The following is a 26278-nucleotide window of genomic DNA, read 5'->3' as shown; positions in this document are numbered from 1 at the left end:
ATGTCACACAGCCTACGCACCAAAATCGACACCCAAACTTATGCCGACCAGTCCACTGTACTGGACACGCTGATCTCTCAGGCCAAGCTGTCAGAGGCCGACCGAACGGCCATTTGCGAGGCTGCAGCCCAGCTGGTGCGCGACATCCGCTCAAGCACGTCGCCTGGCATGATGGAAGTGTTTCTGGCTGAATACGGCCTGTCCACAGATGAAGGCGTTGCACTTATGTGTTTGGCCGAGGCGCTGTTGCGTGTGCCAGATGCGGATACCATTGACGCGCTGATCGAAGACAAGATCGCTCCGTCAGACTGGGGAAAGCATCTGGGACAATCATCCTCGTCACTGGTGAACGCGTCGACATGGGCGTTGATGCTGACAGGCCGGGTCCTCGACGAAGACAAATCCTCGCCCGTCGGCGCGCTGCGCGGGGCCATCAAGCGGCTGGGTGAACCGGTGATCCGCACCGCCGTTGGTCGTGCAATGAAAGAAATGGGACGTCAGTTCGTTTTAGGCGAAACCATTCAATCCGCCATGAAGCGCGCCAAAGGTATGGAAGACAAGGGCTATACCTACTCGTACGACATGCTGGGCGAGGCGGCACGGACAGAGGCCGATGCTGCCCGCTATCACCTGTCTTACTCGCGCGCGATCGCCGCTATTGCCGAGGCTTGCACCCATAAGGACATTCGCGAAAATCCGGGCATCTCGGTCAAGCTGTCGGCCCTGCACCCCCGTTATGAGCTGGCGCAGGAACAACGGGTGATGGACGAACTGGTGCCCCGGCTGCGCGCGCTGGCTTTGCTGGCCAAGGCGGCGGGCATGGGACTGAACGTTGACGCCGAAGAGGCAGATCGCCTGTCGCTCTCGCTGCAGGTGATCGAAGAAGTTATGGCAGAGCCTGCACTGGCCGGTTGGGACGGGTTCGGCATCGTCGTGCAAGCCTACGGCCCACGCGCCGGGTTGGTGCTGGATACGCTCTACGAGATGGCCCAGCGGCACGACCGCAAGCTGATGGTGCGGCTGGTAAAGGGCGCTTATTGGGATACCGAGATCAAGCGCGCGCAAGTCGAGGGCGTCGATGGTTTTCCGGTCTTCACCGATAAGGCGGCGACGGATGTGTCCTATATCGCCAACGCCCGCAAGCTGCTGGGAATGACCGACCGTATCTATCCGCAATTTGCCACGCATAACGCCCATACCGTCAGCGCCATCCTACATATGGCGGACGGCCAGCCATTCGAATTCCAGCGCCTGCACGGGATGGGTGAGACCCTGCATCAGATTGTGCGCGACAAGCGGACCTCGCGCTGCCGTATCTATGCTCCAGTCGGCGCGCATCGGGATCTGTTGGCCTATCTGGTGCGTCGCCTTCTGGAAAACGGGGCAAATTCCTCGTTCGTCAATCAGATCGTTGATGAGGAAGTCGCCCCAGAAACCGTTGCCGCAGATCCGTTCGTGGCCGTTCAAACGCCTGGCAAACCGCTGCCAACCGGGCCTGAGTTGTTCGCACCGGAACGCCCAAACTCGAAAGGCTTTGATCTGCGCCATACGCCGACGCTGGACAAGATTGACATCGCACGCGACGCCTTCCGCGCCCATCATTGGTACGCCCGACCTTTGCTGTCGGATGATGCACTGCCTTTGGCAGACACTCCCGTGATCAATCCCGCGCAACCATCGGATCGTCCCGGTTCGGTTGCTGCGGCCAGCCCCGAAGACGTGGAACTGGCTTTGGCCAGCGCTTGCCCATGGCAGGCCTCAGCAGAGAAGCGCGCTGAAATTCTAGATAAAGCAGCCGATCTCTACGAAGCGCATTTTGGAGAGCTGTTTGCCCTGCTCGCCCGCGAAGCCGGAAAATCCGTGCCCGATGCGGTAGCCGAGCTGCGCGAAGCAGTTGATTTCCTGCGCTACTACGCCGCCAATATTCCTGCCGCCAAACCCGCCGGAATATTCACCTGCATCAGCCCGTGGAACTTCCCTCTGGCGATCTTCACCGGGCAGATATCGGCTGCGTTGGCCACCGGCAACGCTGTGCTGGCAGCCCCTGCCCCGCAAACGCCATTGATCGCCCATCGTGCCATTCAACTGATGCATGAAGCAGGCGTTCCACGCGATGCGCTGCAACTTCTTCCGGGCGGGCCGAAAGTGGGTGCGGCGCTAACGTCGGACGAACGCGTCTCTGGTGTGGCCTTTACCGGTTCCACCGCGACCGCGCTGAAAATCCGATCAGCAATGGCGCAGCACATGCGGCCAGGTACGTCATTGATCGCCGAGACCGGCGGTCTGAACGCCATGATCGTAGACAGCACCGCGTTGCCGGAACAAGCGATCCAATCGATTATCGAAAGCGCGTTCCAATCGGCAGGCCAGCGGTGCTCGGCCCTGCGTTGTCTTTATCTGCAAGAGGACATTGCCGAGGACGTTCTGACCATGTTGCAAGGGGCGATGGACGCTTTGCATGTGGGCGATCCTTGGCTGATTTCAACTGATTGCGGCCCGGTCATTGACGCGCAAGCCCGGCAAATCATCGCGGACCACGTGGCCCAGGCCCGCTCAGAAGGACGGGTACTGAAGGAGATGACAACGCCTCCTGAGGGTACATTTATCGCACCGACCCTGATCGAGATACCTGGCATCTCGGCGCTGGAGCGCGAGGTGTTCGGTCCGGTTCTGCACGTCGTCCGGTTCAAGGCGCAAGATATCGACAAGGTCATTGCGGATATCAATGCCACGGGGTACGGCCTGACTTTCGGCCTGCACACGCGGATCGACGACCGGGTGCAGCATGTGACCGAGGCGATCCATGCCGGTAATATCTACGTCAACCGCAACCAGATCGGCGCAATCGTCGGCTCGCAACCCTTCGGTGGCGAAGGTCTGTCCGGCACCGGCCCCAAGGCGGGCGGTCCGAACTATATGGCACGGTTCTGCGCGCCTGATCGGCAGAATGCTTCGCGACGCTGGGACAGTTCGGCTGAACCAGGTGCGCCCGAAGGGCAACCTGCAACGCCCAGCACCCAATCGCTGCCTGGCCCCACCGGTGAATCGAACCGCCTGACCGAATATTCCCGCTCTCCGCTTTTGTGCATGGGTCCGGGGGACGAGGCCGCCAAGGCTCAGGCGGATGCGGTCAAAGCGTTGGGCGGCACAGCGATCCGTATGACGGGCATGCTGGATCTGCACCGGCTTGAAAACCTGACCGGTTTCTCGGGTGTTCTGTGGTGGGGCGACGACGACACTGCCCGCCAGATCGAGCAGCATTTGGCCCGGCGCGATGGCCCGATCATCCCGCTGATCCCCGGGCAGCCCGACCGTGCTCGGGTGCTGGGGGAACGCCATGTCTGTGTCGACACCACCGCCGCCGGAGGCAACGCCGCCCTTCTGGGAGGTGCGGCATAACCGGACCTTGACGCTGGGCGGCGAAAAGCCCAGCGTCGCGCCATGTTTCCGATCCGAGACCATAACCCTTCGGGGCGTACTCCGTTTGTTGTTTATGCCCTTATGGCTGCGAACATCCTGATCTTCCTCAGCTATGTGGGTGTCATGGAGGATGCGCGGCTGATCAATCAGCTTTATATTGACTACGCGGTCATTCCTGCTCGGATAACTGACGGCTATGGATTCGAGACACTCGTGACGTCAATGTTCCTGCATGGGGGCTGGATGCATCTGGCGGGAAACATGCTGTTCCTGTGGATATTCGGCGACAACCTCGAAGACGAAATGGGGCATGTGCTGTTTCTCGTGTTCTATCTGCTGGCAGGAATCGGAGCAGGGTTGATTCACGTCTTTTCGGCACCGGATTCGGTGGTGCCAACAATTGGCGCGTCCGGAGCGATAGCCGGTGTCATGGGCGGCTATCTTCTGCTTTTCCCAAAAGCGCGCGTAGATATCCTGTTGATTCTGATCGTCTATATCCGGATCTTCACTATCCCGGCCTTTATCATGCTGGGTGTCTGGCTGGGCCTGCAATTCCTTGGCAGCCTCTCCAGCAATCCCGATGAAGGAGGCGTTGCCTACTGGGCGCATACCGGAGGGTTCTTTGTTGGCCTGATCCTGTGCATCCCCCTGTGGCTCAGGCGCGGAGGGACTGGGTTCTGGAACCGCACCCACGGCCATCCACCGCATCCGGAACACAAGTACAAACTCTCGCAATCGCGCATCCCCAGAGTGCCGCGCAAATAATCAAGCGTCAGCTCTTGGGTAGCCTGCCGCCGCTCAGGTGGGTGATCTCTTGCGCCGCGCGCATGACCAGATCGCCCAACTCGGGCGCGCGTTCGCGGCTGAACCTTACGGTCGGTCCGGATACCGAGATACCGGCGCAAGGCTCAGCCCTGTCATTGAAGATAGCCGCACCAATGCAAGACATACCTTCATACCGTTCTTCGTGATCGTAAGACCAACCTCGGATACGAGTTTCAGCCAGATCTGCATACAGTCCCGCAGCGGGCAACTGCGTATTTTCAGTGAAAGCAACCGGATCAATCCGGCCCAGAACTTTGCCTAAACTCTCTTCGCTCAACGCAGCGAGAATAGCCTTTCCTGTACCAGACGCATACATGGGCGTCCGCGCACCGGGTGGAAAGAAGGCCCGGATGGGGTTCTGAGTTTCGACCTGCCCGACAAAGACCACCTCTGCACCATCGGGTACGGCGAGATTTGCGGTCTCACCACTGTCTTGCATCAGACGCCGCAGGATCGGCCTGCCGATTTCCAGAACGCTGTTGCGCCGCAGGAAAGACGCACCGGTCCGATATGCTTCGATCCCGACCAGCCATTCCTGCCGTTCCTCATCAAAGGATACGAATCCGTGTTTTTGCAGTGTCACAAGAATGCGATGCGTGGTGGCCGTCGGTACATCGACCTCGCGGGCAAGATCGCTTAGCGCGACGCGCTCTAGCCGGGCAACGGTGGTCAGTACGCCCAGCGCCCGATCCAATGATTGCATGGTCCCGGCCGAACTTTCTTTAAACAGCGATTTGGGTCTGCCGCGCGGTCGCTTTTGCGTTTCCATTTCTCACCTGGCTTTCGGACTTTCCCCCGAAAACCCGCACCAATTTTTCTGGTCCGGAATTCTCCGAGATCATTTTGATAAACTGAATTCCTATCCGTTTCAGCACCTTATCAATTTAACGGATAAAATGAAAATATTTTTCAAGAAAATTGCAACACACAACCGTTCAAGCGACACTTGGGTCCAAAGCAGAGGATTGAGTTATGTCGCATCAAAACCCGGTCTTTATCCCAGGCCCAACCAATATTCCTGATCGTTTGCGCCTTGCCATGCAGGTTCAGACGCAAGACCACCGCGCCCCGGACTTCGTTGAAACCTTCGCCCCGGTACTGGAGGATACAAAACAGGTCTTTGGAACCACCGAAGGCCAGATCGTCACTTTTCCAGCCAGCGGAACGGGCGGTTGGGAGGCAGCTATTACAAATACGCTCAGCCCCGGTGACAAGGTTCTTGTCGCCCGCTACGGCGTCTTCAGCCATCGCTGGATCGATCTGTGCGAAAGACACGGGTTGGACGTTCAGATTGTTGAATGCCCATGGGGAGCAGGCGCGCCAGCCGACAGGTTCGAGGCCATCCTGTCCGCGGATAAAACGCATGAAATCAAGGCCGTATTGGTGACGCATAACGAAACCGCGACAGGTGTGCGTTCCGATATCAGCGCTGTGCGCAATGCGATGGATGCGGCACATCACCCGGCCATGATGTTTGTGGATTGCGTGAGCTCTCTGGCCTCAATGCCGTTCGAGTTTGACCGGTGGGGCGTGGATATTGCGGTCTCGGGGTCGCAAAAGGGGCTCATGCTGGCCACCGGCATGGCAATCCTATGCGTTAGCCCCAAGGCACTGGCGTCGATAGAGACCGCGCAACTGCCACGCACCTTCTTTGATTTCCGTGATATGATGTCGGCAAATGCGTCTGGCGGCTTTCCCTATACTCCGCCGCTGCAGCTGATCTACGGCATGCGCGAAAGCCTTAAGATGTTGTTCGAGGAAGGGTTGGACAATGTGTATGCCCGCCACACTCGCCTTGCCGAAGGTGTGCGCCACGCGACTGCGGCCTGGGGCCTGAAGTTGGTCGCACAATCTCCTGACCTCTACTCGGATACCGTCAGCGCCATTTTTGTGCCCGAAGGTTTCGACAGCAACGAACTGACTGACCATGCCTTCAACACCTATGGGGTATCCTTCGGCATTGGTCTGGGTGAGTTGAATGGCAAAGCGTTCCGTATTGGCCACTTGGGCAGCCTGACCGATGTTATGGTCCTGTCGGGGCTGGCCACGGTCGAGATGGCCATGGCCGATCTGAACTACCCGGTGAAGCTTGGCAGCGGGGTCGCTGCGGCGCAGGAATTCTATCGCGCCAGCTCAACCAGCCACGCAAAAGCGGCAGCTTAGGGAGGGCAGTCATGTTGGATCAAATCCCCGTCGCCGAACTGACCTATGCTGACGTGCAGGCTGCGCACGAAAGGATCAGGCCGCACATCCGGCGCACACCGGTAATGACCTCGGACTATCTGAATGAATTGACCGGCGCACAGCTGTTCTTCAAATGCGAGAACTTTCAGGAAGCAGGTGCATTCAAAGTGCGCGGTGCCAGTAATGCGGTCTTCGGCCTAAGCGATGAAATGGCGACCAAGGGTGTTTGCACCCACTCAAGCGGGAACCACGCCCTGTCGCTGTCATATGCGGCTGGTCGCCGGGGCATTCCATGCAATGTGGTGATGCCGCGAACCGCGCCGCAGGCCAAGAAAGACGCGGTACGACGCTTTGGTGGTACGATCACTGAATGTGAGCCATCCACCTCTTCCCGCGAGGCAACGTTTGCCGAGGTGCAGGCCCGAACAGGCGGAGAGTTCGTGCACCCGTACAACGACCCTCGTGTTATCACTGGTCAGGCCACATGTTCGGCTGAATTGCTTGAGCAGACCGATGGCCTGGATGCAGTTATCGCGCCAATCGGTGGCGGCGGCATGGTATCAGGCACCTGTCTGACGGTCTCGAACCTGGCACCAGGAACCGCGATCTATGCGGCTGAGCCTGAGCAGGCGGACGATGCGTACCGTTCCTTCAAAGCGGGTCATATCATTGCGGACGATGCCCCCAAAACGGTGGCGGACGGGCTGTTGGTCCCGCTCAAGGAAAACACATGGCACTTTGTGTCGAACAATGTGACCGACATCTTCACCGCGTCCGAGCAAGAGATCATCGACGCAATGAAACTCACCTGGAAATACTTGCGCGTGGTGATGGAGCCGTCTTCGGCCGTTCCTCTGGCCACCATTCTTAAGAACCCCGACACCTTCCGGGGCAAGCGCGTCGGCGTCATCATCACCGGCGGCAACGTGGATCTGGACAAGCTGCCCTGGCTGAAAGGGTAAGGAGAAACAGGATGAACAAACCGATGAACAGTGATCAATTCGAAGTTGGCTATGACATCCCTGCCGCGATTGGCATGGATGAATCCGAAATCCAGACGCCTTGCCTGATCCTTGATCTGGACGCGCTGGAGCGCAACATCAAGAAGATGGGCGACTATGCCAAGGCGCATGGGATGCGGCACCGGGTGCATGGCAAGATGCACAAATCCGTGGACGTCGCGAAATTGCAAGAACAACTGGGCGGCGCGGTCGGCGTCTGCTGCCAAAAAGTGTCCGAGGCCGAGGTTTTTGCGCGCGGCGGCATCAAAGACATTCTGGTCTCGAACCAGGTGCGGGACCCGGCCAAGATCGACCGACTGGCGCGCCTGCCTAAGCTTGGTGCACGCACAATCGTTTGCGTCGACGATGTGGACAACGTCGCTGACCTGTCTGCTGCTGCCGCTAAGCATGGCACTGAATTGGAGGTTTTTGTCGAGATCGACTGCGGCGCGGGCCGCTGTGGTGTCACCACGACCCCCGCCGTGATCGAAATCGCCAAGGCGGTTGAGGCCGCCCCTAACCTAAAATTTACCGGCATTCAGGCCTATCAAGGCGCGATGCAGCATCTGGATACGTATGAGGCACGCAAAGAAAAACTGGATACCGCAATCGCCATGGTCAAGGATGCCGTCGACGGATTGAAGGCTGAAGGGATCGACTGCGAGCTGGTTTCGGGAGGCGGTACGGGGTCTTATTACTTCGAAAGCAACTCGGGCGTTTATAACGAGCTGCAGTGCGGCTCTTATGCCTTCATGGATGCTGATTACGGTCGAATTCTGGACAAGGACGGTCAACGGATCGATCAGTGTGAATGGGAAAACGCCTTGTTCATTCTGACCAGCGTGATGAGCCACGCCAAAGCGGACAAGGCAATCTGCGATGCGGGCCTGAAGGCGCAATCCGTCGATAGCGGCCTGCCCTTCATCTTTGGGCGGGACGATGTGGAATACCTGAAGTGCTCGGACGAACACGGGGTGATTGGCGATCCGGATGGGGTGCTGAAGGTCAACGACAAGCTGCGGCTGGTGCCCGGCCACTGTGACCCGACCTGCAACGTTCATGACTGGTACGTCGGTGTGCGCGGCGGCAAGGTTGAAGCCCTTTGGCCGGTCTCTGCCCGTGGCAAGGCCTATTGAATTACAGATGAATGCAGGGGCGGACGTTTAGCACCGCCCTTTCTAATGCCATCAAAAAGAAAGACAAACGCGATGATCATCGTTCCTGAAAAGGAAATCGGCGCTCTGTTAGGCCGACAGGAAAGCTATACTGCGGTTGAGCAGGTGTTTGCCGCGATGGCGGCTGGGGATGCCTACAACTTCCCGGTCGTGCGCGAGGCCATAGGTCATGCGGATGCGCTCTATGGGTTCAAGGGCGGGTTTGATCGCGCGGGCATGAACCTTGGCCTGAAAGCAGGCGGGTATTGGCCAAACAATCTGCAAACGCACGGGCTGATCAATCACCAATCCACCGTGTTTTTGTTTGATCCAGATACGGGTCGCGTTCGGGCCATCGTTGGGGGCAACCTGCTGACCGCGCTGCGCACGGCTGCAGCCTCTTCGGTTTCGATCAACCATTTGGCACGCAAAGATGCCAAGGTGATCGGAATGGTTGGCGCCGGGCATCAGGCGACATTCCAATTGCGCGCGGCATTGGAACAGCGAAACTTTGAGAAAGTCATAGGCTGGAACTTGCATCCAGAAATGCTGCCAAATCTCGAAAAGGTCGCGGCTGAAGCGGGGCTGCCTTTTGAGGCTGTGGATCTGCCCGTCATGGTGCAGGCGGATGTGATTATCACCATCACCTCCTCCTTCGCGCCAACACTGATGTCCGAGCACGTCTCCGACGGCACACACATCGCATGTATGGGCACCGATACCGTCGGTAAGCAAGAGGTCGCCACAGACCTGATCGCGCGCGCAAGCGTCTTTACCGACGAAGTCGCGCAGGCCGTGACCTTGGGTGAAAGCCAGCATGCCGTGGCTGCCGAAATGAAAGCCGAAGGCGATATCCGGCAGATCGGAGAGGTCATTAACGGGACCCATCCCGGGCGTGTGTCCGAGGCTGAGGTGACCGTGTTCGACGGTACTGGCGTGGGGCTGCAAGATCTTGCGGTTGCCAGCGCGGCAGTTGATCTGGCGGTCCAGCAAGGGATCGCGATCGAGGTCGACTTCTAAACCAAAACGCGCGCCCGGACCGGACGCGCGTACCATGATCAAAAGACCGGGGTTGAGTATCAGCCCCGAATTACCTTTGCGAAATTGTCAAAGATCGGTTCATTGGCGCAGATCACTTCGCCATCCTCAAGCACGCTGCCTTCGGGGTTCAGCGCCTGAACAAAGCCGCCCGCCTCTTTCACGATGATGATGCCTGCGGCCAGATCCCAGGCGTTTAGGCGACGCTCCCAAAAGCCTTCGTAACGACCGGCGGCCACATAGGCCATGTCCAGCGCGGCAGCACCCCAGCGACGAACACCTGCACAGGTAGGCATCAGACGGGCGAGGTCCTGCAAGGTCGCAGGCAGGTCCGAACGGCCACCGAATGGCAGACCTGTCGCGAAGATCGACTCGATCATGCGATGGCGGCCCGACACACGGATGCGCATGTCGTTCATCCACGCACCTTCGCCTTTTTCGGCAAAGAACATCTCATCCTTGGCAGGGTCATAGATCACACCCGAAACGATCTTGCCCTTATGTTCCAACGCGATTGAAACGGCCCAGTGCGGCAGCCCGTGCAGGAAGTTGGTGGTCCCATCCAGTGGGTCGACGATCCAGCGACGAGTCGGGTCTTCACCGCCAATCGCGCCGCCCTCTTCGGCCAGCCAACCATAGGTCGGACGGGCACCCAGCAATTCCTCTTTCAGGATGGCTTCGGCCGCGATATCGGCCTTCGACACAAAGTCGCCCGCACCTTTCATCGACACCTGCAGGTTCTCGACTTCACGAAAATCCTTGACCAGAGAACGCCCCGCCTTGCGCGCGGCCTTGATCATGATGTTGAGATTTGCACTGCCAACCATTTTCCATAGGCTCCTGTCCGGTCAAGCCGCGCGTATACTGGGGCAACGCGCCCTTGCCAAGAGGAATGATGCGCATGGCTGATCTGCGTCCGGTGTTATTGAGTCTGAAGCTTACGCGCCTCGGTCCGCGCCAGTTTCACCAACTCTTGCACAAAGGGTTTTTCAAGGTCTTCGCTGCGGACCGCAGCATATAACCTGCGGGTAATCCCATCTTTGGTAAGCGGGCGCGTGACGTAGTCCGAGCTATACTTTACCTCGCGCACCACCCAGTCCGGAAGAACGGATATGCCCCTATTCGAAGCCACCAACAACAAGATCACAGCGGTCAGTTCAACCTGTCGGATGGTGGCAGGCTCGACCCGGGCCGGGATCAGCAACTGACTGAAAACATCTAAACGGGTTCGTTCGACCGGGTAGGTAATCAGTGTCTGACCTCGGAAATCTTCAGCTTCGATATAGAGCTTTTCAGCCAATGGATGCGAAGACGCCGCGACAAATACGGCCTGGTAGTCAAAGAGTTCGACAAATTCGACACCCGGCAGATCTTCGGGGTCAGAGGACACCACCAGATCAACCTCTTCCTTCTGCAAGGCGGGCAACGCGTCGAATGCAAGGCCCGGGCGGATATCCACATCAACGTCTGACCAGGATTTACGGAAAGCTTCAAGCACCGGAAACAGCCACTCGAAACAAGCGTGACATTCGATCGCAATGTGCATCCGACCGGTGCGACCGTCGCGCAGCGATGAAAACTCATCCTGCATCGCCTCGACCTGAGGCAGAATTTGTTCAGCGAGACGCAGCAGCCGCAAACCAGCTGCCGACAACTTCATCGGCTTGGATCGACGTAAAAACAGCTCGACCCCGGCCTGATCTTCCAACCCCTTGATCTGGTGACTTAGTGCGGATTGCGTGATGTTTAGCTGATCAGCTGCACGCGCAAGCCCACCGCATTCGTGGATGGCTTTGATCGTCCGTAAGTGGCGAAATTCGATATGCATTACTCACGCAACTCATGTTGTTGTTGAACAATATGAGTTTGTCTCACAATGCATCTGATGGCACAAGGGCATAAATGACAGCTACGAGGCCACCATGACCAAGCCTGAGATTTCATTCGAGTTCTTCCCGCCGCAGACTCTGGAGGCCTCGTTTCGCCTTTGGGATACGGTTCAGACCTTGGCGCCGCTGAACCCACGGTTTGTATCGGTGACCTATGGTGCTGGTGGTACAACACGTGAGTTGACGCGTGATGCAGTTGCAACCTTGCACAAATCCTCGGGGCTGCCTGTTGCTGCGCATCTGACCTGTGTCGATGCCTCGCGTCGGGAGACGCTTGAGATCGCAGACACATTCGCGCGCGCAGGCGTTCAGGATATCGTTGCCCTGCGTGGCGACCCCCCTAAAGGTCAAGACCGGTTCGCCCCCCACCCTGATGGTTTCACCAACTCGGTAGAACTGATTTCTGCACTGGCCGAGACCGAGATGTTCAGCATCCGTGTCGGCGCCTATCCGGACAAACATCCAGAAGCACGCAATGCCCGCGCTGATGTGGATTGGTTAAAGGCCAAGCTGGATGCGGGCGCGGACGAGGCGTTGACCCAATTCTTCTTCGAGGCTGAAACCTTCTTCCGGTTTCGCGATGCCTGCGAAAAAGCGGGGATCGACAAGCCTATCGTACCGGGCATTCTTCCCATCGAGAACTGGAAGGGTGCGCGTAACTTTGCAAAACGCTGTGGCGCCCACATTCCCGACTGGATCGAGAACGCATTTGACAAAGCAATCCGGGACGATCGCGAAGATCTTCTGGCGACGGCGTTATGCACCGAACTCTGCTCGGACCTGATAGAAGGCGGCGTGGACAAACTGCATTTCTATACGCTCAACCGACCTGAGCTTACTCGGGATGTCTGCTTTGCCCTGGGCATTACACCCCAGACCGAATTGCAGAACGTCGCCTGATCCCACAGTTTTTGCGTTTGCCCTGTATCGCCGGGCATGGCAGTCGTCTGCCATGCTCATTTGCGACAACCGCTGCGCAGGCGACAATCTCGATATGCACCCGTCAACTGTTGCCCTACCTCAGTCTAATTCCTGAAAAAATTTGACAAAAATGTGATCAATGGCAATCTGACCCAGTTGTAGTTTTTATGAGTGTTTTGAGTATGAAGCCAGTGAGCAAGGTACAGGCTCGGGCCGAAGCGTTGCAGGTTCTTGGTCTGCCCCCAAATGCAAACGCAAACGAGATTCGTGAAGCCTGGCGCAAAATCGCGTTCCACGATCATCCTGATCATACCGACGGTGATTATTCCGGTTTTTCGGATGCTAAATCAGCCTATGACTTTTTGCGTAAAGAAGGGATGACACGCAAAAACGGTTTAGATTCTTCTACACCGCGTCGTCCTCGTTTGAAGAAACGCGTAATCGAACTGGCCGCAGATGAAATCAAAGCTTGTCACGATCTGTTAAAACCTGAACGCGCGCTGAAGGATTTATCGGAACTGGGTGAACCGGACGCCGCCAAAAGCGCCCGCGAATCTTCGGACCATGTTCCTGATGCAATCGGATGCTTCGGGCGCGATCTTACCTACTTCGTCGCATCGTCAGTCTGCGAAGGGTCTAACCGCGTTGCATTGCCAACCTCGGTCCTTTCCGGCTACCGCAAGTCAGAAACAGAGATTCTGACCTTTCGGTCCAAAGGCTCGGGCTCCGGTGAGATTGTCATTCCTGACCCGATACGCGAGAGAAAATTTCCCGGTGCCAAGAGTGTAACAATACGGTTCGAAGCGGATCAACACATGCGGGATATGTTCGAGTTGGCGGGGTGAGAGAACCCGCCAACGAAAAAAGCCCGGCCTTAGTGGCCGGGCTTTCTTTCATTAATCGGAATCAGTTGGAAATTGGGCCTTCTGATGTGAATTTTGGGATCACGCTGGTCGAAGCGGCATCCCCTTCGATTCCGGGCCAGTTGCCTTCCGCCAGGTCGATGTTGGCCGGAACATCCTCTTCCCAGAAACCAACAACAACATCAGTGATGTTCAGATAGAGCTTGTCATCGACAATACGCCACAGATTTGGGTTGCCCGGAACCTTGCCGCCTTTCGACACGCCGTATGCACAATGGCCATCATATTGCGGTGCGTAAAAGGCCGGGTTTTCCAGAAACTTGTCACGGTTCTCTTCGGTCGCAAACGCCCAGGTAACACCATTATAGTCTGCGGTGATGTCGGCCCGACCGCGAACGGCCTCGGGTTGCGACTGGCCTACAGGAACCTGATCCAGGCTGCGGTAAGCAACAACGTCGTATCCCGATACGGCAAATCCGGTGCCATCAACATATTGTTCTCCGGCGAACGCGGGCACGGCAAAAGCCAGCGTCGCGGCAAGGGTCAGCGCAAAGCGTTTCATGTGATTGGTCCTCATGTCCTTACGGTTTCTGGTCACCCGAACTGCGGGTCTGGTCAAACAATAGGTAATTTTGGCCCGGCGCGAAGACCCCCTCGCGCCGCTGTGAAAACCAGAGGGGTTTTGTGAGGTGAACGAGGCGCAATGTTACAAATATCTCGCCACATCCGGGGTTGGACTTTGAGTTTTGCAATATTAGCTGTGAAGGCGGCGCGTTTTGGCCAAATGATGCAGAAAGGCAAAAGATGAGCGAACAATCCACTTACACACCCCCAAAGGTCTGGACTTGGGACAGCGAAAGCGGAGGACGCTTTGCCAATATAAACCGGCCCATAGCTGGTGCGACCCACGAAAAGTATCTCCCGGTCGGGAAGCACCCGCTTCAACTGTATTCGCTCGCCACCCCGAACGGCGTCAAGGTTACGGTCATGCTGGAGGAGCTTTTGGCATTGGGCCATTCCGGGGCCGAATACAATGCGTGGCTGATCAACATCGGTGAAGGTGATCAGTTCAGCTCGGGCTTTGTCGGGGCCAATCCTAACTCGAAGATACCGGCGCTGTGGGATCATTCAGGTGAAACACCTGTGCGCGTTTTCGAGAGCGCCTCCATCTTGCTGCATCTCGCTGAGAAATTCGGTGAGTTTCTGCCCGCCAGCGGTGCCGAGCGGACCGAAGTGATGAACTGGTTGTTCTGGCAGATGGGCAGCGCGCCTTATCTGGGCGGTGGCTTTGGCCACTTCTACGCTTATGCGCCTGAGAAATGGCAATATCCGATCGACCGTTTCGCGATGGAGGCCAAACGCCAGTTGCATGTGCTGGAACTGGAACTTGCCGATAAGCCTTATATCGCAGGTCAGGACTATACGATCGCCGACATGGCGATCTGGCCGTGGTACGGGCAGCTTGTTCTGGGCCGTCTATACGATGCGGCAGAATTCCTGGATGTCGAAAGCTATGAAAACGTGATGCGGTGGGCCAATGCCATCGATGCTCGCCCCGCCGTTCAGCGCGGCCGGATGGTCAATCGTGCGTTTGGAGAGCCGCATACGCAGTTGCACGAACGTCATGACGCCAGCGATTTTGAGACCCGCACGCAGGATAAACTGGAAGCGGCGGATTAACGTCCTGCGCTACTTCAATATTGGGGGCCGCTCGGGATCACTGCCCGGCGCGGCCCTTTCCATTTGGGGCGCTTGAGGCTGGGGCAAATCGAACCGCAGCCCAACCTTTGCCAGGGCAGAAGTAGCCGGATCCTGCACTTCAAAAAAGCCAACATCCAGCGCTCCGGCCTCGATCCCCGAAAAGGTCAATGCCTCGGATACGGCGCGTGCAAGCGCTGGCTGCGCGCCTTCGACCGCCGAAACAAAACCCAACAAATGACCCTGCCCCCCATCCTCGGTCCTTGTTCCAACCAGAAACGCCGCCGCAGCCAGACCTGCAGCCGTCGCCAGCTTTGCATCAAGCGCGGTTAACAGAACATCAGGCAAACCGGAGGGCGGATGGAATTCGGCAAGTCGCTGCTGCACCTCCTTAGGACCATGCTGCAGCGTGTCAGACAACCAACCGAGCGCTTCAGCGGGGATCAACATCGACGACGGTGCAACATCAAGGTTCAGACCCAGCCCGACCCCCTGCCCCGACAACATCCCTGAAAGAACACGACCCGACAGAGCGACATAGGGGACCGGTCGACCCGCAAATGCAGCCAGTCGTTCCTCAAGATCAAACACCAGAACAAAACGACCATCCGCCACATCGAACAGCTCGGGCGAAATGCTTTCATCCTTCGCTTCTTCGGTGAGCATCAGAAAGAGCTCGCTATCGGCCAGTCTTTCAAAAAAGCGTAGTCGAGCGTTGTCGTCTTCCGGGGCCGCCTGCATGGCGGCATGTGCAGCATCCAAAGCTGTGGCTTCAGTCATTCAGAACCTCGTGCACCCGTTTCTGTAGCACCGGCAACAGCTCGGCCTCGAACCAGGGGTTTTTCTTCAGCCAAGCCGTATTGCGCCAGGACGGGTGAGGCAAGGCAAAGACGCGCGGCGCATGGTCTCGCCAAAGACTAACAGTCTCGGTGACCGGTGTGTTCACGCCAAGATGATATTTATGGGCATGACCCCCGACGAGGATCGTCAACGGTACTTCTCCCAACGCAGCCATCACCTTGTCATGCCAGGTGCGCCCGCATATCGGCGGCGGAGGCAGGTCGGCCTTGCGCTCATTGTATCCGGGGAAGCAAAACGCCATCGGCACGATGGATACGCGCGAACGGTCATAAAATGCGTTCTCATCCAGTCCCAGCCAATCCCGCAGCCGATCACCCGAAGGGTCGGTGAAAGGCTTCCCTGAAGCATGGACGCGCGCGCCCGGTGCCTGACCTGCGATCAAAATGCGCGCACCGGGGCGAAACCAAACCACCGGGCGCGGCTGGTGCGCAGTCGCGGTCTGCGCGAACCTGTCCGCACACAAACAGCAGGCTTGGATGTCCTCAATCAGCGAATTCATCGGATCAACAGGCTTTTGCAATGTTCATCGATGAAGATAGGCATCATCTATCCACGAGCCAATGAAACCGTCCTTGCAACACATCAATGTCATGAACGCGGATGCGCATTGATCATTTGTTTCATATTTCGACATAATGTGGCCAACATGGATCGGTAGCACACCGATCCTCAAACCGTCAAAACCCCGAGCGATCTGCAGGCCGCACATGCTGGAATTCGAAAATGTCAGCAAGTCTTTCTGGACCGGAACCCGCCGCAAGGTGATTCTGGATCGGGTCTCGTTCCGGGTCGAGCTTGGAACATCTCTTGGCGTGCTGGCCCCGAACGGAACCGGCAAGACCACGTTGATCAACATGATGGCAGGGCTGGAAAAGCCCGACGAAGGCGTGATTCGGCGCGACTGCCGCGTATCCTTCCCCATGGGCTTTGCAGGTGGTGTGGCCAAGCGCCTGTCCGCGCTGGAGAACGCACGCTATATCGCGAAGATCTACGGCATGGATCCCGACTATGTCGAAGCCTACTGCAAATGGCTGTGCAACTTGGGTGAGTATTTCGACCAGCCGCTCGGAACCTATTCGTCCGGAATGCGGGCCCGGTTTACATTTGCACTGATGCTGGCCCTGGATTTCGATATGTATCTGATCGATGAGGGGATGCCCTCGACAACCGATGTCGAGTTCAACAAGAAGGCGGGCGACATTCTGAAAGAGAAGCTGCGGACAACGACTTTGGTGATCGTATCGCACAACCCTTCGCTTCTTGAAAAATTCGCGCGGCAGGCTGCGGTTTTGGTAGACGGCCAGCTTTACATGTTTGAAACCTTGGAAGAGGCAAAGCAGCTCTATGACTACCAAACCCAAGGCTAGGAAATACAATCCCGACCGCACGGCACGCGGTTCTGGCACTGCTGAGGCACGCTCGGACGCCATTTCGCGCATCCGAAAGGCGACCCAAGGCACAGACTCGGCTGACGACACTCAGCAACCGGGCAACGAGTTGGATGCGATCAAACGCGAAGGTCTGACAGGGCGTCAATTGCGCGTCGCGCGGCGTTTGGCGCACAAGAACGGGCTGGCGGCGACGTCTGACTACGATGCGGTCCGGCTGTTACGAAAGAAAGGAATTGATCCGTTTCAGCGCACAAACCTGCTTGATCTGGCAGCTCCTGACCAAGGTAAGCCAACTGGTGATGACGCCGCGCAAGACAATATAAAGATTCACCTGCCGCAAACGACCAGGGACTCGCAGAAGAACCTGCCAGGACCCGAACTCAGCCCGGCCGAACGTCGTGAATATGAAATCGGGCAGATCCAGAAAGACATCGCCCGCCGCCGCCGCCGCAAGCTTGCCGGGCTATTCGCACGATTGACGGTGTTCGTATTCATTCCAACGTTTATCGTGGGCTACTATTTCTATCGCGTGGCGACGCCGATGTATGCCAGCGACTCGGTGTTTTCGATCTTGCAAGCGGATGGCGGCGGTGCCTCGTTCGGTGGATTTCTGGCGGGCACGCAGTTTGCGACGGCGCAGGATTCCGTGTCCACTCAGGAATTTCTGGAATCCAAGGATGCATTGGAACGGCTTGAGCGTGATGTCGGATTTACTGAGTTTTTTCGGCAGGATTGGATAGACCCGATCCAACGATTGCCGGCTGATGCGACGCTTGAAGAAACCTACAAGCTTTATAAGCGTATGATCACAATCGGATATGATCCTAGTGACGGCGTCATCCGAATGGAGGTCGCAGCGCCGAGCCCCGAGATAGCGGTCGATTTGTCCAGGCGGCTTATCTCTTACGCGGAAGAGACCATCAATGGTCTGACTGAATTGAAACGCGAAGACCAGATGCGCGATGCCTTGGCGAGTTTTGAGGCTGCGCAAGAGGCACGCAGACAGGCTCAGGAAGACCTGATCGAACTGCAGCTACAAGGTGCGATACTGGACCCGCAAAGTGTGATCGCCAGCCTGCGAGGAAGGATCGATCAGTTCGAATTCGAGCTGCAGGACAAAGAACTACAATTGGCCGCGCTTCTCGATAATACGCGCCCCAACCAGGCCAAGGTGGATGGTACACGGGCGGATATCGCGCGGCTGCAAGCGGTCCTTGATGAGTTGAATGCTGAGATGCTGGATGTGTCGGCGGGCGAAAATTCGCTGGCGCGTTTGAGCGTGCGAATCCAGATGGCTCAGGCCGATCTGGCGGCGCGTGACATGATGCTGCAAACGGCAATGCAGCAAATGGAAGCTACGCGGACCGAGGCCAATCGAAAAGTGCGGTATCTGACCGTCTCGGTGAACCCGGTCGCCAGCCAGGAGCCTAGCTATCCGCGCAAGTTCGAAAATACGATTTTGGCATTCCTGTTATTTGCTGGTATCTACCTGATGATCTCGCTTACCGCGTCGGTCCTTCGTGAACAGGTATCCTCGTAAGACTCATGAAACATGTAAAAATAGCCGACCTGACGGTTGGCAACGACCTTCCGCTGACCATCATTGCCGGCCCTTGCCAGCTTGAAACCGCCGATCACGCCCAGATGATCGCAGGCACTATGAAAGAAGCATGTGACGCCGCCGGGGCGCGGTATGTATTCAAGGCTTCGTATGACAAAGCCAACCGGACCTCGCTGTCCGGCAAGCGCGGCATGGGCATTGATTCCGGGCTGCAGGTGCTGGAAGATATCCGCAAGACCATGGGCATACCGGTACTGACCGATGTCCATACCGAAGCGCAATGCGCGATTGCGGCTGAGGCCGTCGATATTCTGCAAATCCCTGCGTTTCTGTGTCGTCAGACGGACATGCTGCTGGCGGCGGGCAATACCGGAAAAGCGGTCAACGTGAAGAAGGGACAGTTTCTCGCCCCGTGGGAAATGCCGAATATCGTCACTAAGATCGAAAGCACAGGCAATCAGAACATCCTGCTGACCGAGCGTGGAACTTCGTTTGGCTACAATACGCTGGTCGCGGACATGCGATCGCTGCCGCAGATGGCGCAAACCGGATACCCGGTCGTCATGGACGCGACCCACTCGGTGCAACAGCCCGGCGGCCAAGGTGGTTCCTCGGGTGGACAGCGTGAGTTTGCGCCGGTGATGGCGCGCGCCGCTGTATCTCTGGGCGTCGGAGCCGTTTTCATAGAAACCCATCAGGATCCCGACACCGCCCCCTCAGATGGGCCGAACATGATCCCTCTGGATCAAATGGGCCATCTGGTTGACACATTGATGCGATTTGATGCGCTGGCCAAAGAAAACCCAATTCAGATTTAACGATTGAGATTTGTGATGACCAAGCCTTTGCCTGAGGTGACCCCAAACACCTGGAGCTTTCTGCGCGATCCGATGATCAAGCCCACGGGCTTTCGCGAATATGACGCGCGTTGGAAATACCCCGATGAGATCAATCTGCCAGGCATGACGGCCCTGGGTTTGGGTCTGGGCACACAGATGCTCAAACGCGGGATCGAACCCGTGATTGCAGTGGGAAATGACTATCGTGATTATTCCCTGTCGATCAAAAACGCTCTGATCGTTGGACTTATGCAGGCGGGTATTCAGGTGAAAGATATCGGCCCAGCGCTCAGCCCGATGGCGTATTTCGCGCAATTCCATCTGGACGTACCGGCGGTTGCGATGGTCACGGCAAGCCATAACCCGAACGGTTGGACCGGCGTCAAAATGGGCTTTGACCGCCCACTGACCCACGGCCCTGACGAAATGTCGGAACTGCGCGACATCGTCTTGAATGGGGAAGGCGTCGCGCGCCCGGGCGGGTCATATGAATTCGTCGACGGTGTGAAAGAAGCCTATATCTACGATCTGGTCGGTGACTTCAGAATGTCACGTCCGCTGAAAGTGGTCTGCGCCACCGGAAACGGCACCGCCGCCGCCTTCGCGCCCGAGATTTTCGAAAGGATCGGGGTTGAGGTTGTGCCCAGCCACACACGGCTGGATTACACATTCCCCAATTACAACCCGAACCCGGAAGCCATGGAAATGCTGCATGACATGGCCGACACAGTCAAATCCACCGGCGCGGACCTGGCGCTAGGGTTTGATGGGGATGGCGATCGTTGCGGTGTTGTGGATGACGAAGGCGAAGAGATATTTGCCGATAAGGTCGGCATCATCATGGCCCGTGATCTGGCCAAGCTGCATCCAGGTTCGACCTTTGTAGCCGATGTGAAATCCACTGGGCTGTTCGCCAGCGATCCCGAGTTGCAAGCGCTTGGGGTCAAAGCCGACTACTGGAAAACCGGCCATAGCCATATGAAGCGCCGGGTCAAGGAAATCGGTGCGCTGGCTGGGTTTGAGAAATCGGGACACTATTTCTTGGCGGAACCGGTCGGGCGCGGATACGACTGCGGAATGCGCGTGGCGGTGGAAATCTGCAAACTGATGGACCGCAACCCGGACAAAAGCATGTCAGACCTTCGGAAAGCACTGCCAAGGACATGGTCGACGCCCACCATGTCTCCGTACGCAGCGGATACGGAGAAATACGATATCCTGCAGCGCCTGGTCGGCAAATTGGTTGCCAAAGCCGACGCCGGCGAACACTTCGCAGGGCGGGCTATCAAAGAGGTCGTGACCGTCAATGGAGCCCGGGTCATTCTGGACAATGGCAGTTGGGGCCTCGTTCGCGCGTCATCCAATACACCCAATCTGGTCGTCGTCTGCGAAAGCAGCGAAAGCGAGGATGAAATGCGCGCGATCTTCGCAGATATCGACGCCGTCATTCGAACTGAACCCGGCGTGGGCGAATACGATCAGACAATCTAAATGACACTATGAAGGGCGCCCATTTCGGCGCCCTTTGTTATCGCGTTTAGATCAATCCCCGCCAAACAGCTTGAGCAGGCCTTTCTTGGCCTCATCCTCTAGCTTGTTCTTCAGCGCGTCTTCGATGTGACCGGAATCCGTCACCGTGGTATCCAGTTCTTTACCAACCTTTTCCAAAACCTTCTTCTTTGCGTCGTCTTCCAGTTCTTTAACTTTGCCTTCGGCTGCCGCCTCAATGACTTTGGTAAGGTCCGGCTTGATCGACGGGTCGCTCCACGGACCTTTAATTCGGACGGGTACCGATATCCCCTGCCCTGAGTTGGCGCGCAGGGCGACTGGTGTAAACAGATAATCGATATCGCGAGCTCCTAAGCCAATGCGGCCCGTACCGTCCGCCCGGAAATTATCCAGCTGCATCAACAGGTCCTTGTTGGTCAAGTCGCCATTCTTCATCGTAAAGCTGGCCGTAAGGCTGTTGAATACGGTCGTACCACCCGATCCCTTTCCCCGCCCCATAAGGCGGTCAAGATCCAGCCCCGAGATAACGCCCCGCCCGACCTCGATATCTCCTTTGCCGCTGAGCGATCGCATGATCTGATCTTCGCTCTGTCCGACGCCCAGAAATTCAAGATTGCCTGAACCGGTGCCCGAAAGCCGTTTGATATCCCCAAGCGTTTCGAGCGCTTCGTTGATATCGATATTGGCAGCTTTCAGATTTCCACCAACCGACAGACCGTTGCGATTATTGGCGACCACCTGGCCGTTCAATTGCCCCGAGAACAGCGAGGCCGGGTGCATCTGCAATACAGCCCGCGACCGATCAAGGCTGAGTGTCAGATCACTTTTCCCAAAGGTCATACCCGGAACCGCAATCGAGGTGGCTTGCAAGCGGATCTTGCCATTTGCCAGCGCCAGAAACGACGCATCAATTGGGGCTTTTGACCACCCTTCCGTATCTGAGGCGCCGTCATAAGCGTTGCCTCCGCTTACTTTCGATAAGTCGAGATCACCTGCGTTCAGACGCGCAGTCATCCGGGGCGGATTTGAAATCTGGATGTCAGCTTCGCCCTCGAGCCGGTTTTGATCCAGAACCGCGATCATGTTGCGCAATGAAATCCGCCCGTCCCGGGTATAGGTCATCTGCCCGGATACGCTCGCGACCTGTCCTAGTCCCTCGGGCACGGTGACTCCTCCCTGACCAAACGCGGCCAGCATCCTTTGGGTGTCCTTGGCCGTGACCGTCGTCTTGCCATCCATTTCGCCGGCCAGATTCACCCGGCCCGAGAACTGAATATCTCCGCCAGGCGCGGTTAGGCTCAGCTGCAACGGCGTGACAGCGCCGCTGGAAAATGCGGGCAAGTCGGGGATGGTAAGGTCCACTGCGACGCTGCCTCCGGGGACGGACATACTGGCTTGCATTTCCATTGGGGCCGTTACGTCAGGCCAGCGGGCCGAAAGATCGACATCGGCAAAATCCATACTAACCGCGCCATTCTCAAGATAGATTAGGCGCGCATTGGTCAGTTCCAACCGCTCGAGCGTGATGGGTCGGCTTTCAACGGCTTGCGCCGTAGCGCCCGTTTGCGAGGAGTTACCTGGCTGATGCAGCTCCCAGTTGCCGCGCCCATCGGCGCGTTCAAGGCGTAGAACCGGGCTATCGGCCAACACCCGTTTGATCCGGATATTCCCAGACAACAACGCCGAGGCATCGACCCCAACCGCGAGGCTTTGGGCGCTAAGCATCGGTTCCGGCCCGGCCCAAGGCGCATTGCCAAATGTCACAGGGCCGGTTTCCATCCCCAATACCGGCCAAAATGACAGTTTGACGTCACCGGTCAACGCGAGATCGCGGCCTGTTTGCGCCTTGACTTGTTCAGCAAGTATTGTCGCCAGTTTTTCGCCTGGCATCAGCAGCAAGGCACCAATGACTAGCCCGAAGGCTGCAACTATGAGAAATAGAAAACGAATGAGCCACTTCATGGGTCTGCCTTTCCGGCCTTTCTGCTCTGTTTCAAGTCAGCCCCGAGCGGGCGGGATTTGCAAGGGGAAGCTTTCCCCTCTATATGCCCGGCCATGAGCACGAACCCACCGAACCTTCGCCCTGATCTGGCCCCAGAGGCCCGGATCGCCGAGACGCCCCGCCGTGGCCAACCGACCCTTGGAATGGTGTCGCTGGGTTGTCCTAAAGCGCTGGTTGACAGCGAACGCATCCTGACCCGGTTGCGGGCCGAGGGGTACGGTATTTCGCCGGACTACACGGGTGCTGATGCCGTTATTGTGAATACCTGCGGGTTTCTGGACAGCGCCAAGGCCGAGTCGCTGGACGCAATTGGCGAGGCATTGGTTGAAAACGGCAAGGTCATTGTGACCGGCTGTTTGGGGGCTGAGCCTGACTATATCCGGGAACACCATCCGCGCATTCTGGCGGTTACAGGACCGCATCAGTACGAACAGGTGCTGGACGCAGTACATGCAGCCGTACCACCCGACCCAAACCCTTATGTCGATCTGCTGCCCGCTTCGGGCGTCAAACTTACCCCGCGCCACTATAGCTATCTCAAGATTTCCGAGGGCTGTAATCATAAGTGCAAGTTTTGCATCATCCCCGACATGCGCGGTAAACTCGCAAGCCGCCCGGCCCATGCAGTGCTGCGCGAGGCTGAGAAACTTGTCGACAGCGGTGTGCGCGAACTGCTTGTGATCTCACAGGATACCTCGGCCTATGGGCTGGATCGTAAGTATGACGTGAACCCATGGAAAGATCGGGAGGTGCGCAGCCATATCACCGATCTGGCACGGGAACTCGGCCAATTCGATGCGTGGGTCAGGCTTCACTACGTCTATCCCTACCCCCATGTGCGCGATTTGATCCCGCTGATGGCAGATGCGGGTAGCAATGTGCTGCCGTATCTCGACATTCCATTCCAACATGCGCATCCCGATGTTCTGAAACGTATGGCCCGCCCTGCCGCCGGGGCAAAAACTCTGGACGAGATTGCCAACTGGCGCGCTATTTGTCCGGATATCACTTTGCGGTCCACGTTCATCGTCGGCTACCCCGGCGAAACCGAGGCAGAGTTCCAGACGCTCCTGGACTGGATGGACGAAGCGCAGTTGGATCGTGTCGGCTGTTTCCAGTACGAAAATGTCGATGGCGCCCGCTCGAACGACCTGCCGGATCACGTCCCGGCCGAGGTCAAGCAAGAGCGATGGGAGCGTTTCATGGAGAAAGCTCAGGCCATTTCTGAGGCCAAGCTGGCAGCAAAGGTTGGCCAAAAACTCGATGTCATCGTAGACGAGGTGGATGAAGAGGCCGCGACCTGCCGCACTAAGGCCGATGCTCCAGAAATCGATGGCAACTTGTTTATCGACGAAGGCTTCGAAGGCCTGAAACCCGGGGATATCGTCACGGTCGAGGTGGATGAGGCCGGAGAATACGACTTGTGGGGGCGTTTGCACCCCTTGGCGTGACAAAAGGCGTCTGTCCCTAGAGCAGGCCGATCAAAATCACGATCCACGCCACTCCGGCAGCGATTGCAGACAACGCCACCGCTGCACTTGCTGCATCCTTGGCTTGCCCCGCCAACGCGTGGTGCTCGGTCGAGGTGTGATCGACGGCACGCTCGATGGCCGTATTAAATAGCTCGGCCACCAAGACCAGAATGCCCAAAGCAAGGATCAGCGCCCGTTCTGCCGTACCTAGGGGGAGTGCAAGCGCCAATAAAGCAGAAATCAGGTTGGCCCAAACCCACCCACGAAACGAATACTCTTGCCGCCAGGTTGCAGCCAGGCCCTGCCAGCTCCAGCGGGTACGATCCTTTAGGTGGTCAAAGAATTTGCGCATGGGGATTCCGATCAGTCGTCCTGCAAGGAGACGTCCGCGACCCACAGCAGAAAGGCAAGAAAAAACCGCCTCGAAGGCGGTGTTCTTTTTAGAGGTGCGCAGGCGGCCCTGCGATCAGAACCGCCTGCTTAATACTTATTGGGTGACCGGGTTACATACGGTCTGGCCTGCTTCGGTTGTGGCCAGTTCATAGCCTGCCGAGCAACTGGGTGTACCAAACTTGTCATAGTCGGGCTGGATGTAAACCGGGGTCGGTTCCTCTTGCTGCGAGCACGCAGTCAATACAACGGCCGTGGCGCAGATAGCAGCAAATTTCAGTTTCATGTCCATCAATCCTCTATTACTTTTCTGATATTGCCCAGTTTTTCGGGGCCGGTATCAGAATAGGACCAAGAATTTCATATGGCAACCGAATCGATAACGCATTCGTGAATAAAGGCGAAACCACGCTGGAAGGCGGGTTTACATTCGCAGTCTACCTTTTTTGACAAAGAGCCCTAAACTTTGACTTCGACATCAGCCAAAGACGGAGTAGCCACATGTCAGACGTCCCGAGCATCGCCCAGAAATCACCCTATCCGGTCGAAGTGACCGAAGGAAAAACCTATTTCTGGTGCGCCTGTGGCAAATCCAAGCGGCAACCGTTTTGCGATGGTTCGCACAAAGATACGTCGTTTGAACCCGTAAAATATACTGCTGAGGCCAGCAAAAAGGTGTTTTTTTGTGGCTGTAAGCACTGCGCCAACCCGCCGTTATGCGACGGAACGCACAATAAGCTCTGAAGGTCAGGTCAAGTCGTTCAAAACCTCAGCATTGGCACAAAAATCAGGCGCTTTCTCAGCCAGTCCTTGTTGTGCAGCAAGCCATATCTGACAACGTTCGTCGCATATTGCGCCCCGGCATCGGGTCACCATCTGAGCGTAGTCGGCAGGTGTCAGTTTCCCTTCGGCCATTGCTTCGGTCAGAGAAATCCCTAAGGATCGCGCGACCGAGCGTGTCAGCCAAAAGTGTTTTTCGATCTCGCCCAGTGATGTTCGATCCATTTGATCACCTTTGCTTGCTGACCCTCAAGGTGGCGAACCTGTGTCGGTTTGGGCAGGTGCAGGGCGCGCTTTCCGCCGTTTCGTTCTCGTTCAACCAGTCTGGGCATGCCCGCGCCCATTCGCACCCGCGGCAGAGCTGAACCATATCTGCCCATTCCTGTTGGCTCAGGTGCCCGTCGCGATGTGCGGTGGCAAGGTCGGCTCCCGTCGCCTGTGCCATTCGCAATACAAGGCGAAGATGGGTCATGATCCGTC

At 57.2% G+C, this 26278-nt stretch carries 26 protein-coding genes; 15 read left to right on the top strand and 11 right to left on the bottom strand.

Annotated features, from left to right (window positions below):
• Both putA and AC1DFB_RS02500 read left to right on the top strand, forming a co-directional pair.
• Entirely contained in the window at window positions 1–3399 is a 3399-nt protein-coding gene (gene putA / locus AC1DFB_RS02505; RefSeq protein ID WP_480922064.1) for a bifunctional proline dehydrogenase/L-glutamate gamma-semialdehyde dehydrogenase PutA, read from the top strand.
• A 42-nt stretch (window positions 3400–3441) separates the two neighbouring features.
• Window positions 3442–4185, top strand: a complete 744-nt coding sequence (locus AC1DFB_RS02500; RefSeq protein WP_170512427.1) for a rhomboid family intramembrane serine protease — start codon at window positions 3442–3444, stop codon at window positions 4183–4185.
• A gap of 7 nt (window positions 4186–4192) precedes the next feature.
• On the opposite strand, the gene AC1DFB_RS02495 is transcribed toward AC1DFB_RS02500, so the two are convergent.
• Window positions 4193–5014 carry an IclR family transcriptional regulator gene (locus tag AC1DFB_RS02495; RefSeq protein ID WP_480922063.1) on the bottom strand — a complete coding sequence of 274 codons (822 nt, stop codon included), beginning with the start codon at window positions 5012–5014 and terminating at the stop codon, window positions 4193–4195.
• A gap of 203 nt (window positions 5015–5217) precedes the next feature.
• Between AC1DFB_RS02495 and bhcA the strand changes: the two genes are divergently transcribed.
• The 4 genes from bhcA (at window position 5218) to bhcD (ending at window position 9604) form a co-directional block, all read left to right on the top strand.
• On the top strand, window positions 5218–6408 hold the full coding sequence (gene bhcA, locus AC1DFB_RS02490; RefSeq protein ID WP_480922062.1) for an L-aspartate--glyoxylate aminotransferase BhcA: 1191 nt from the start codon (window positions 5218–5220) through the stop codon (window positions 6406–6408).
• A gap of 11 nt (window positions 6409–6419) precedes the next feature.
• Window positions 6420–7391, top strand: coding sequence for a beta-hydroxyaspartate dehydratase BhcB (bhcB, locus tag AC1DFB_RS02485; protein WP_170512431.1), 972 nt, complete (start codon window positions 6420–6422; stop codon window positions 7389–7391).
• An 11-nt stretch (window positions 7392–7402) separates the two neighbouring features.
• Window positions 7403–8566: a 3-hydroxy-D-aspartate aldolase BhcC gene (bhcC, locus tag AC1DFB_RS02480; protein ID WP_170735554.1), complete on the top strand. Its 1164-nt coding sequence runs from the start codon at window positions 7403–7405 to the stop codon at window positions 8564–8566.
• 72 nt (window positions 8567–8638) lie between these two features.
• On the top strand, window positions 8639–9604 hold the full coding sequence (gene bhcD / locus AC1DFB_RS02475) for an iminosuccinate reductase BhcD (RefSeq protein ID WP_170401691.1): 966 nt from the start codon (window positions 8639–8641) through the stop codon (window positions 9602–9604).
• 59 nt (window positions 9605–9663) lie between these two features.
• Here the strand turns inward: bhcD and AC1DFB_RS02470 are convergent, their stop codons facing one another.
• Complete coding sequence (locus AC1DFB_RS02470) at window positions 9664–10449, bottom strand: inositol monophosphatase family protein (protein WP_170401694.1); 786 nt, start codon at window positions 10447–10449, stop codon at window positions 9664–9666.
• A gap of 95 nt (window positions 10450–10544) precedes the next feature.
• Entirely contained in the window at window positions 10545–11450 is a 906-nt protein-coding gene (locus AC1DFB_RS02465) for a LysR family transcriptional regulator (RefSeq protein WP_480922061.1), read from the bottom strand.
• A 94-nt stretch (window positions 11451–11544) separates the two neighbouring features.
• On the opposite strand from AC1DFB_RS02465, the gene metF reads away from it, so the two are divergent.
• Entirely contained in the window at window positions 11545–12411 is an 867-nt protein-coding gene (gene metF / locus AC1DFB_RS02460) for a methylenetetrahydrofolate reductase [NAD(P)H] (protein ID WP_480922060.1), read from the top strand.
• Between the two features lie 203 nt (window positions 12412–12614).
• Window positions 12615–13277 (top strand): J domain-containing protein, encoded by a 663-nt coding sequence (locus AC1DFB_RS02455; protein ID WP_170401705.1) that lies wholly within the window; start codon window positions 12615–12617, stop codon window positions 13275–13277.
• A 61-nt stretch (window positions 13278–13338) separates the two neighbouring features.
• On the opposite strand, the gene AC1DFB_RS02450 is transcribed toward AC1DFB_RS02455, so the two are convergent.
• Window positions 13339–13857, bottom strand: coding sequence for a YHS domain-containing (seleno)protein (locus tag AC1DFB_RS02450; RefSeq protein WP_170401708.1), 519 nt, complete (start codon window positions 13855–13857; stop codon window positions 13339–13341).
• Window positions 13858–14099: 242 nt separating this feature from the next.
• On the opposite strand from AC1DFB_RS02450, the gene yghU reads away from it, so the two are divergent.
• Complete coding sequence (yghU, locus tag AC1DFB_RS02445) at window positions 14100–14975, top strand: glutathione-dependent disulfide-bond oxidoreductase (protein ID WP_480922059.1); 876 nt, start codon at window positions 14100–14102, stop codon at window positions 14973–14975.
• Window positions 14976–14984: 9 nt separating this feature from the next.
• On the opposite strand, the gene AC1DFB_RS02440 is transcribed toward yghU, so the two are convergent.
• Together AC1DFB_RS02440 and AC1DFB_RS02435 are read right to left on the bottom strand one after the other, a co-directional pair.
• Entirely contained in the window at window positions 14985–15773 is a 789-nt protein-coding gene (locus AC1DFB_RS02440; RefSeq protein WP_170392307.1) for an SseB family protein, read from the bottom strand.
• Complete coding sequence (locus AC1DFB_RS02435; protein ID WP_480922058.1) at window positions 15766–16353, bottom strand: uracil-DNA glycosylase family protein; 588 nt, start codon at window positions 16351–16353, stop codon at window positions 15766–15768. The genes AC1DFB_RS02440 and AC1DFB_RS02435 overlap by 8 nt, the downstream gene beginning before the upstream one ends.
• Before the next feature lie 208 nt (window positions 16354–16561).
• Here AC1DFB_RS02435 and AC1DFB_RS02430 point away from each other — a divergent pair, with 208 nt between their 5' ends.
• From AC1DFB_RS02430 to AC1DFB_RS02415, 4 genes are read left to right on the top strand one after another with little or no spacing between them, the layout of a single operon-like run.
• Window positions 16562–17221 carry an ABC transporter ATP-binding protein gene (locus AC1DFB_RS02430; protein ID WP_170392311.1) on the top strand — a complete coding sequence of 220 codons (660 nt, stop codon included), beginning with the start codon at window positions 16562–16564 and terminating at the stop codon, window positions 17219–17221.
• Window positions 17199–18785, top strand: coding sequence for a capsule biosynthesis protein (locus AC1DFB_RS02425; protein ID WP_170392313.1), 1587 nt, complete (start codon window positions 17199–17201; stop codon window positions 18783–18785). The genes AC1DFB_RS02430 and AC1DFB_RS02425 overlap by 23 nt, the downstream gene beginning before the upstream one ends.
• Window positions 18786–18790: 5 nt before the next feature.
• Window positions 18791–19624 carry a 3-deoxy-8-phosphooctulonate synthase gene (gene kdsA, locus AC1DFB_RS02420; RefSeq protein WP_480922057.1) on the top strand — a complete coding sequence of 278 codons (834 nt, stop codon included), beginning with the start codon at window positions 18791–18793 and terminating at the stop codon, window positions 19622–19624.
• A 15-nt stretch (window positions 19625–19639) separates the two neighbouring features.
• On the top strand, window positions 19640–21136 hold the full coding sequence (locus AC1DFB_RS02415; RefSeq protein WP_480761243.1) for a phosphomannomutase/phosphoglucomutase: 1497 nt from the start codon (window positions 19640–19642) through the stop codon (window positions 21134–21136).
• A gap of 51 nt (window positions 21137–21187) precedes the next feature.
• Here AC1DFB_RS02415 and AC1DFB_RS02410 read toward each other — a convergent pair whose 3' ends face one another.
• On the bottom strand, window positions 21188–23116 hold the full coding sequence (locus AC1DFB_RS02410) for an AsmA family protein (RefSeq protein WP_480922056.1): 1929 nt from the start codon (window positions 23114–23116) through the stop codon (window positions 21188–21190).
• A 93-nt stretch (window positions 23117–23209) separates the two neighbouring features.
• Here AC1DFB_RS02410 and rimO point away from each other — a divergent pair, with 93 nt between their 5' ends.
• Entirely contained in the window at window positions 23210–24607 is a 1398-nt protein-coding gene (gene rimO / locus AC1DFB_RS02405; RefSeq protein ID WP_480922055.1) for a 30S ribosomal protein S12 methylthiotransferase RimO, read from the top strand.
• Window positions 24608–24623: 16 nt separating this feature from the next.
• Here rimO and AC1DFB_RS02400 read toward each other — a convergent pair whose 3' ends face one another.
• Window positions 24624–24980, bottom strand: coding sequence for a diacylglycerol kinase (locus AC1DFB_RS02400; RefSeq protein WP_170392323.1), 357 nt, complete (start codon window positions 24978–24980; stop codon window positions 24624–24626).
• Window positions 24981–25115: 135 nt separating this feature from the next.
• Window positions 25116–25304 carry a hypothetical protein gene (locus AC1DFB_RS02395; RefSeq protein ID WP_255611743.1) on the bottom strand — a complete coding sequence of 63 codons (189 nt, stop codon included), beginning with the start codon at window positions 25302–25304 and terminating at the stop codon, window positions 25116–25118.
• A gap of 215 nt (window positions 25305–25519) precedes the next feature.
• Between AC1DFB_RS02395 and AC1DFB_RS02390 the strand changes: the two genes are divergently transcribed.
• A complete protein-coding gene (locus AC1DFB_RS02390; RefSeq protein ID WP_480922054.1) occupies window positions 25520–25762 on the top strand; it encodes a CDGSH iron-sulfur domain-containing protein in 243 nt (80 codons plus the stop codon).
• Between the two features lie 3 nt (window positions 25763–25765).
• On the opposite strand, the gene AC1DFB_RS02385 is transcribed toward AC1DFB_RS02390, so the two are convergent.
• Window positions 25766–26023, bottom strand: a complete 258-nt coding sequence (locus AC1DFB_RS02385; protein ID WP_480922053.1) for a DUF6455 family protein — start codon at window positions 26021–26023, stop codon at window positions 25766–25768.
• 4 nt (window positions 26024–26027) lie between these two features.
• Entirely contained in the window at window positions 26028–26270 is a 243-nt protein-coding gene (locus tag AC1DFB_RS02380; RefSeq protein WP_170465101.1) for a DUF6455 family protein, read from the bottom strand.
• Window positions 26271–26278 lie beyond the last annotated feature (8 nt).

It is taken from the genome of Ruegeria sp. S84, from assembly GCF_056583445.1.
The sequence above is the reverse complement of the archived record's forward strand: the minus strand, read 5'-3'. Positions and strand labels throughout refer to the sequence as shown.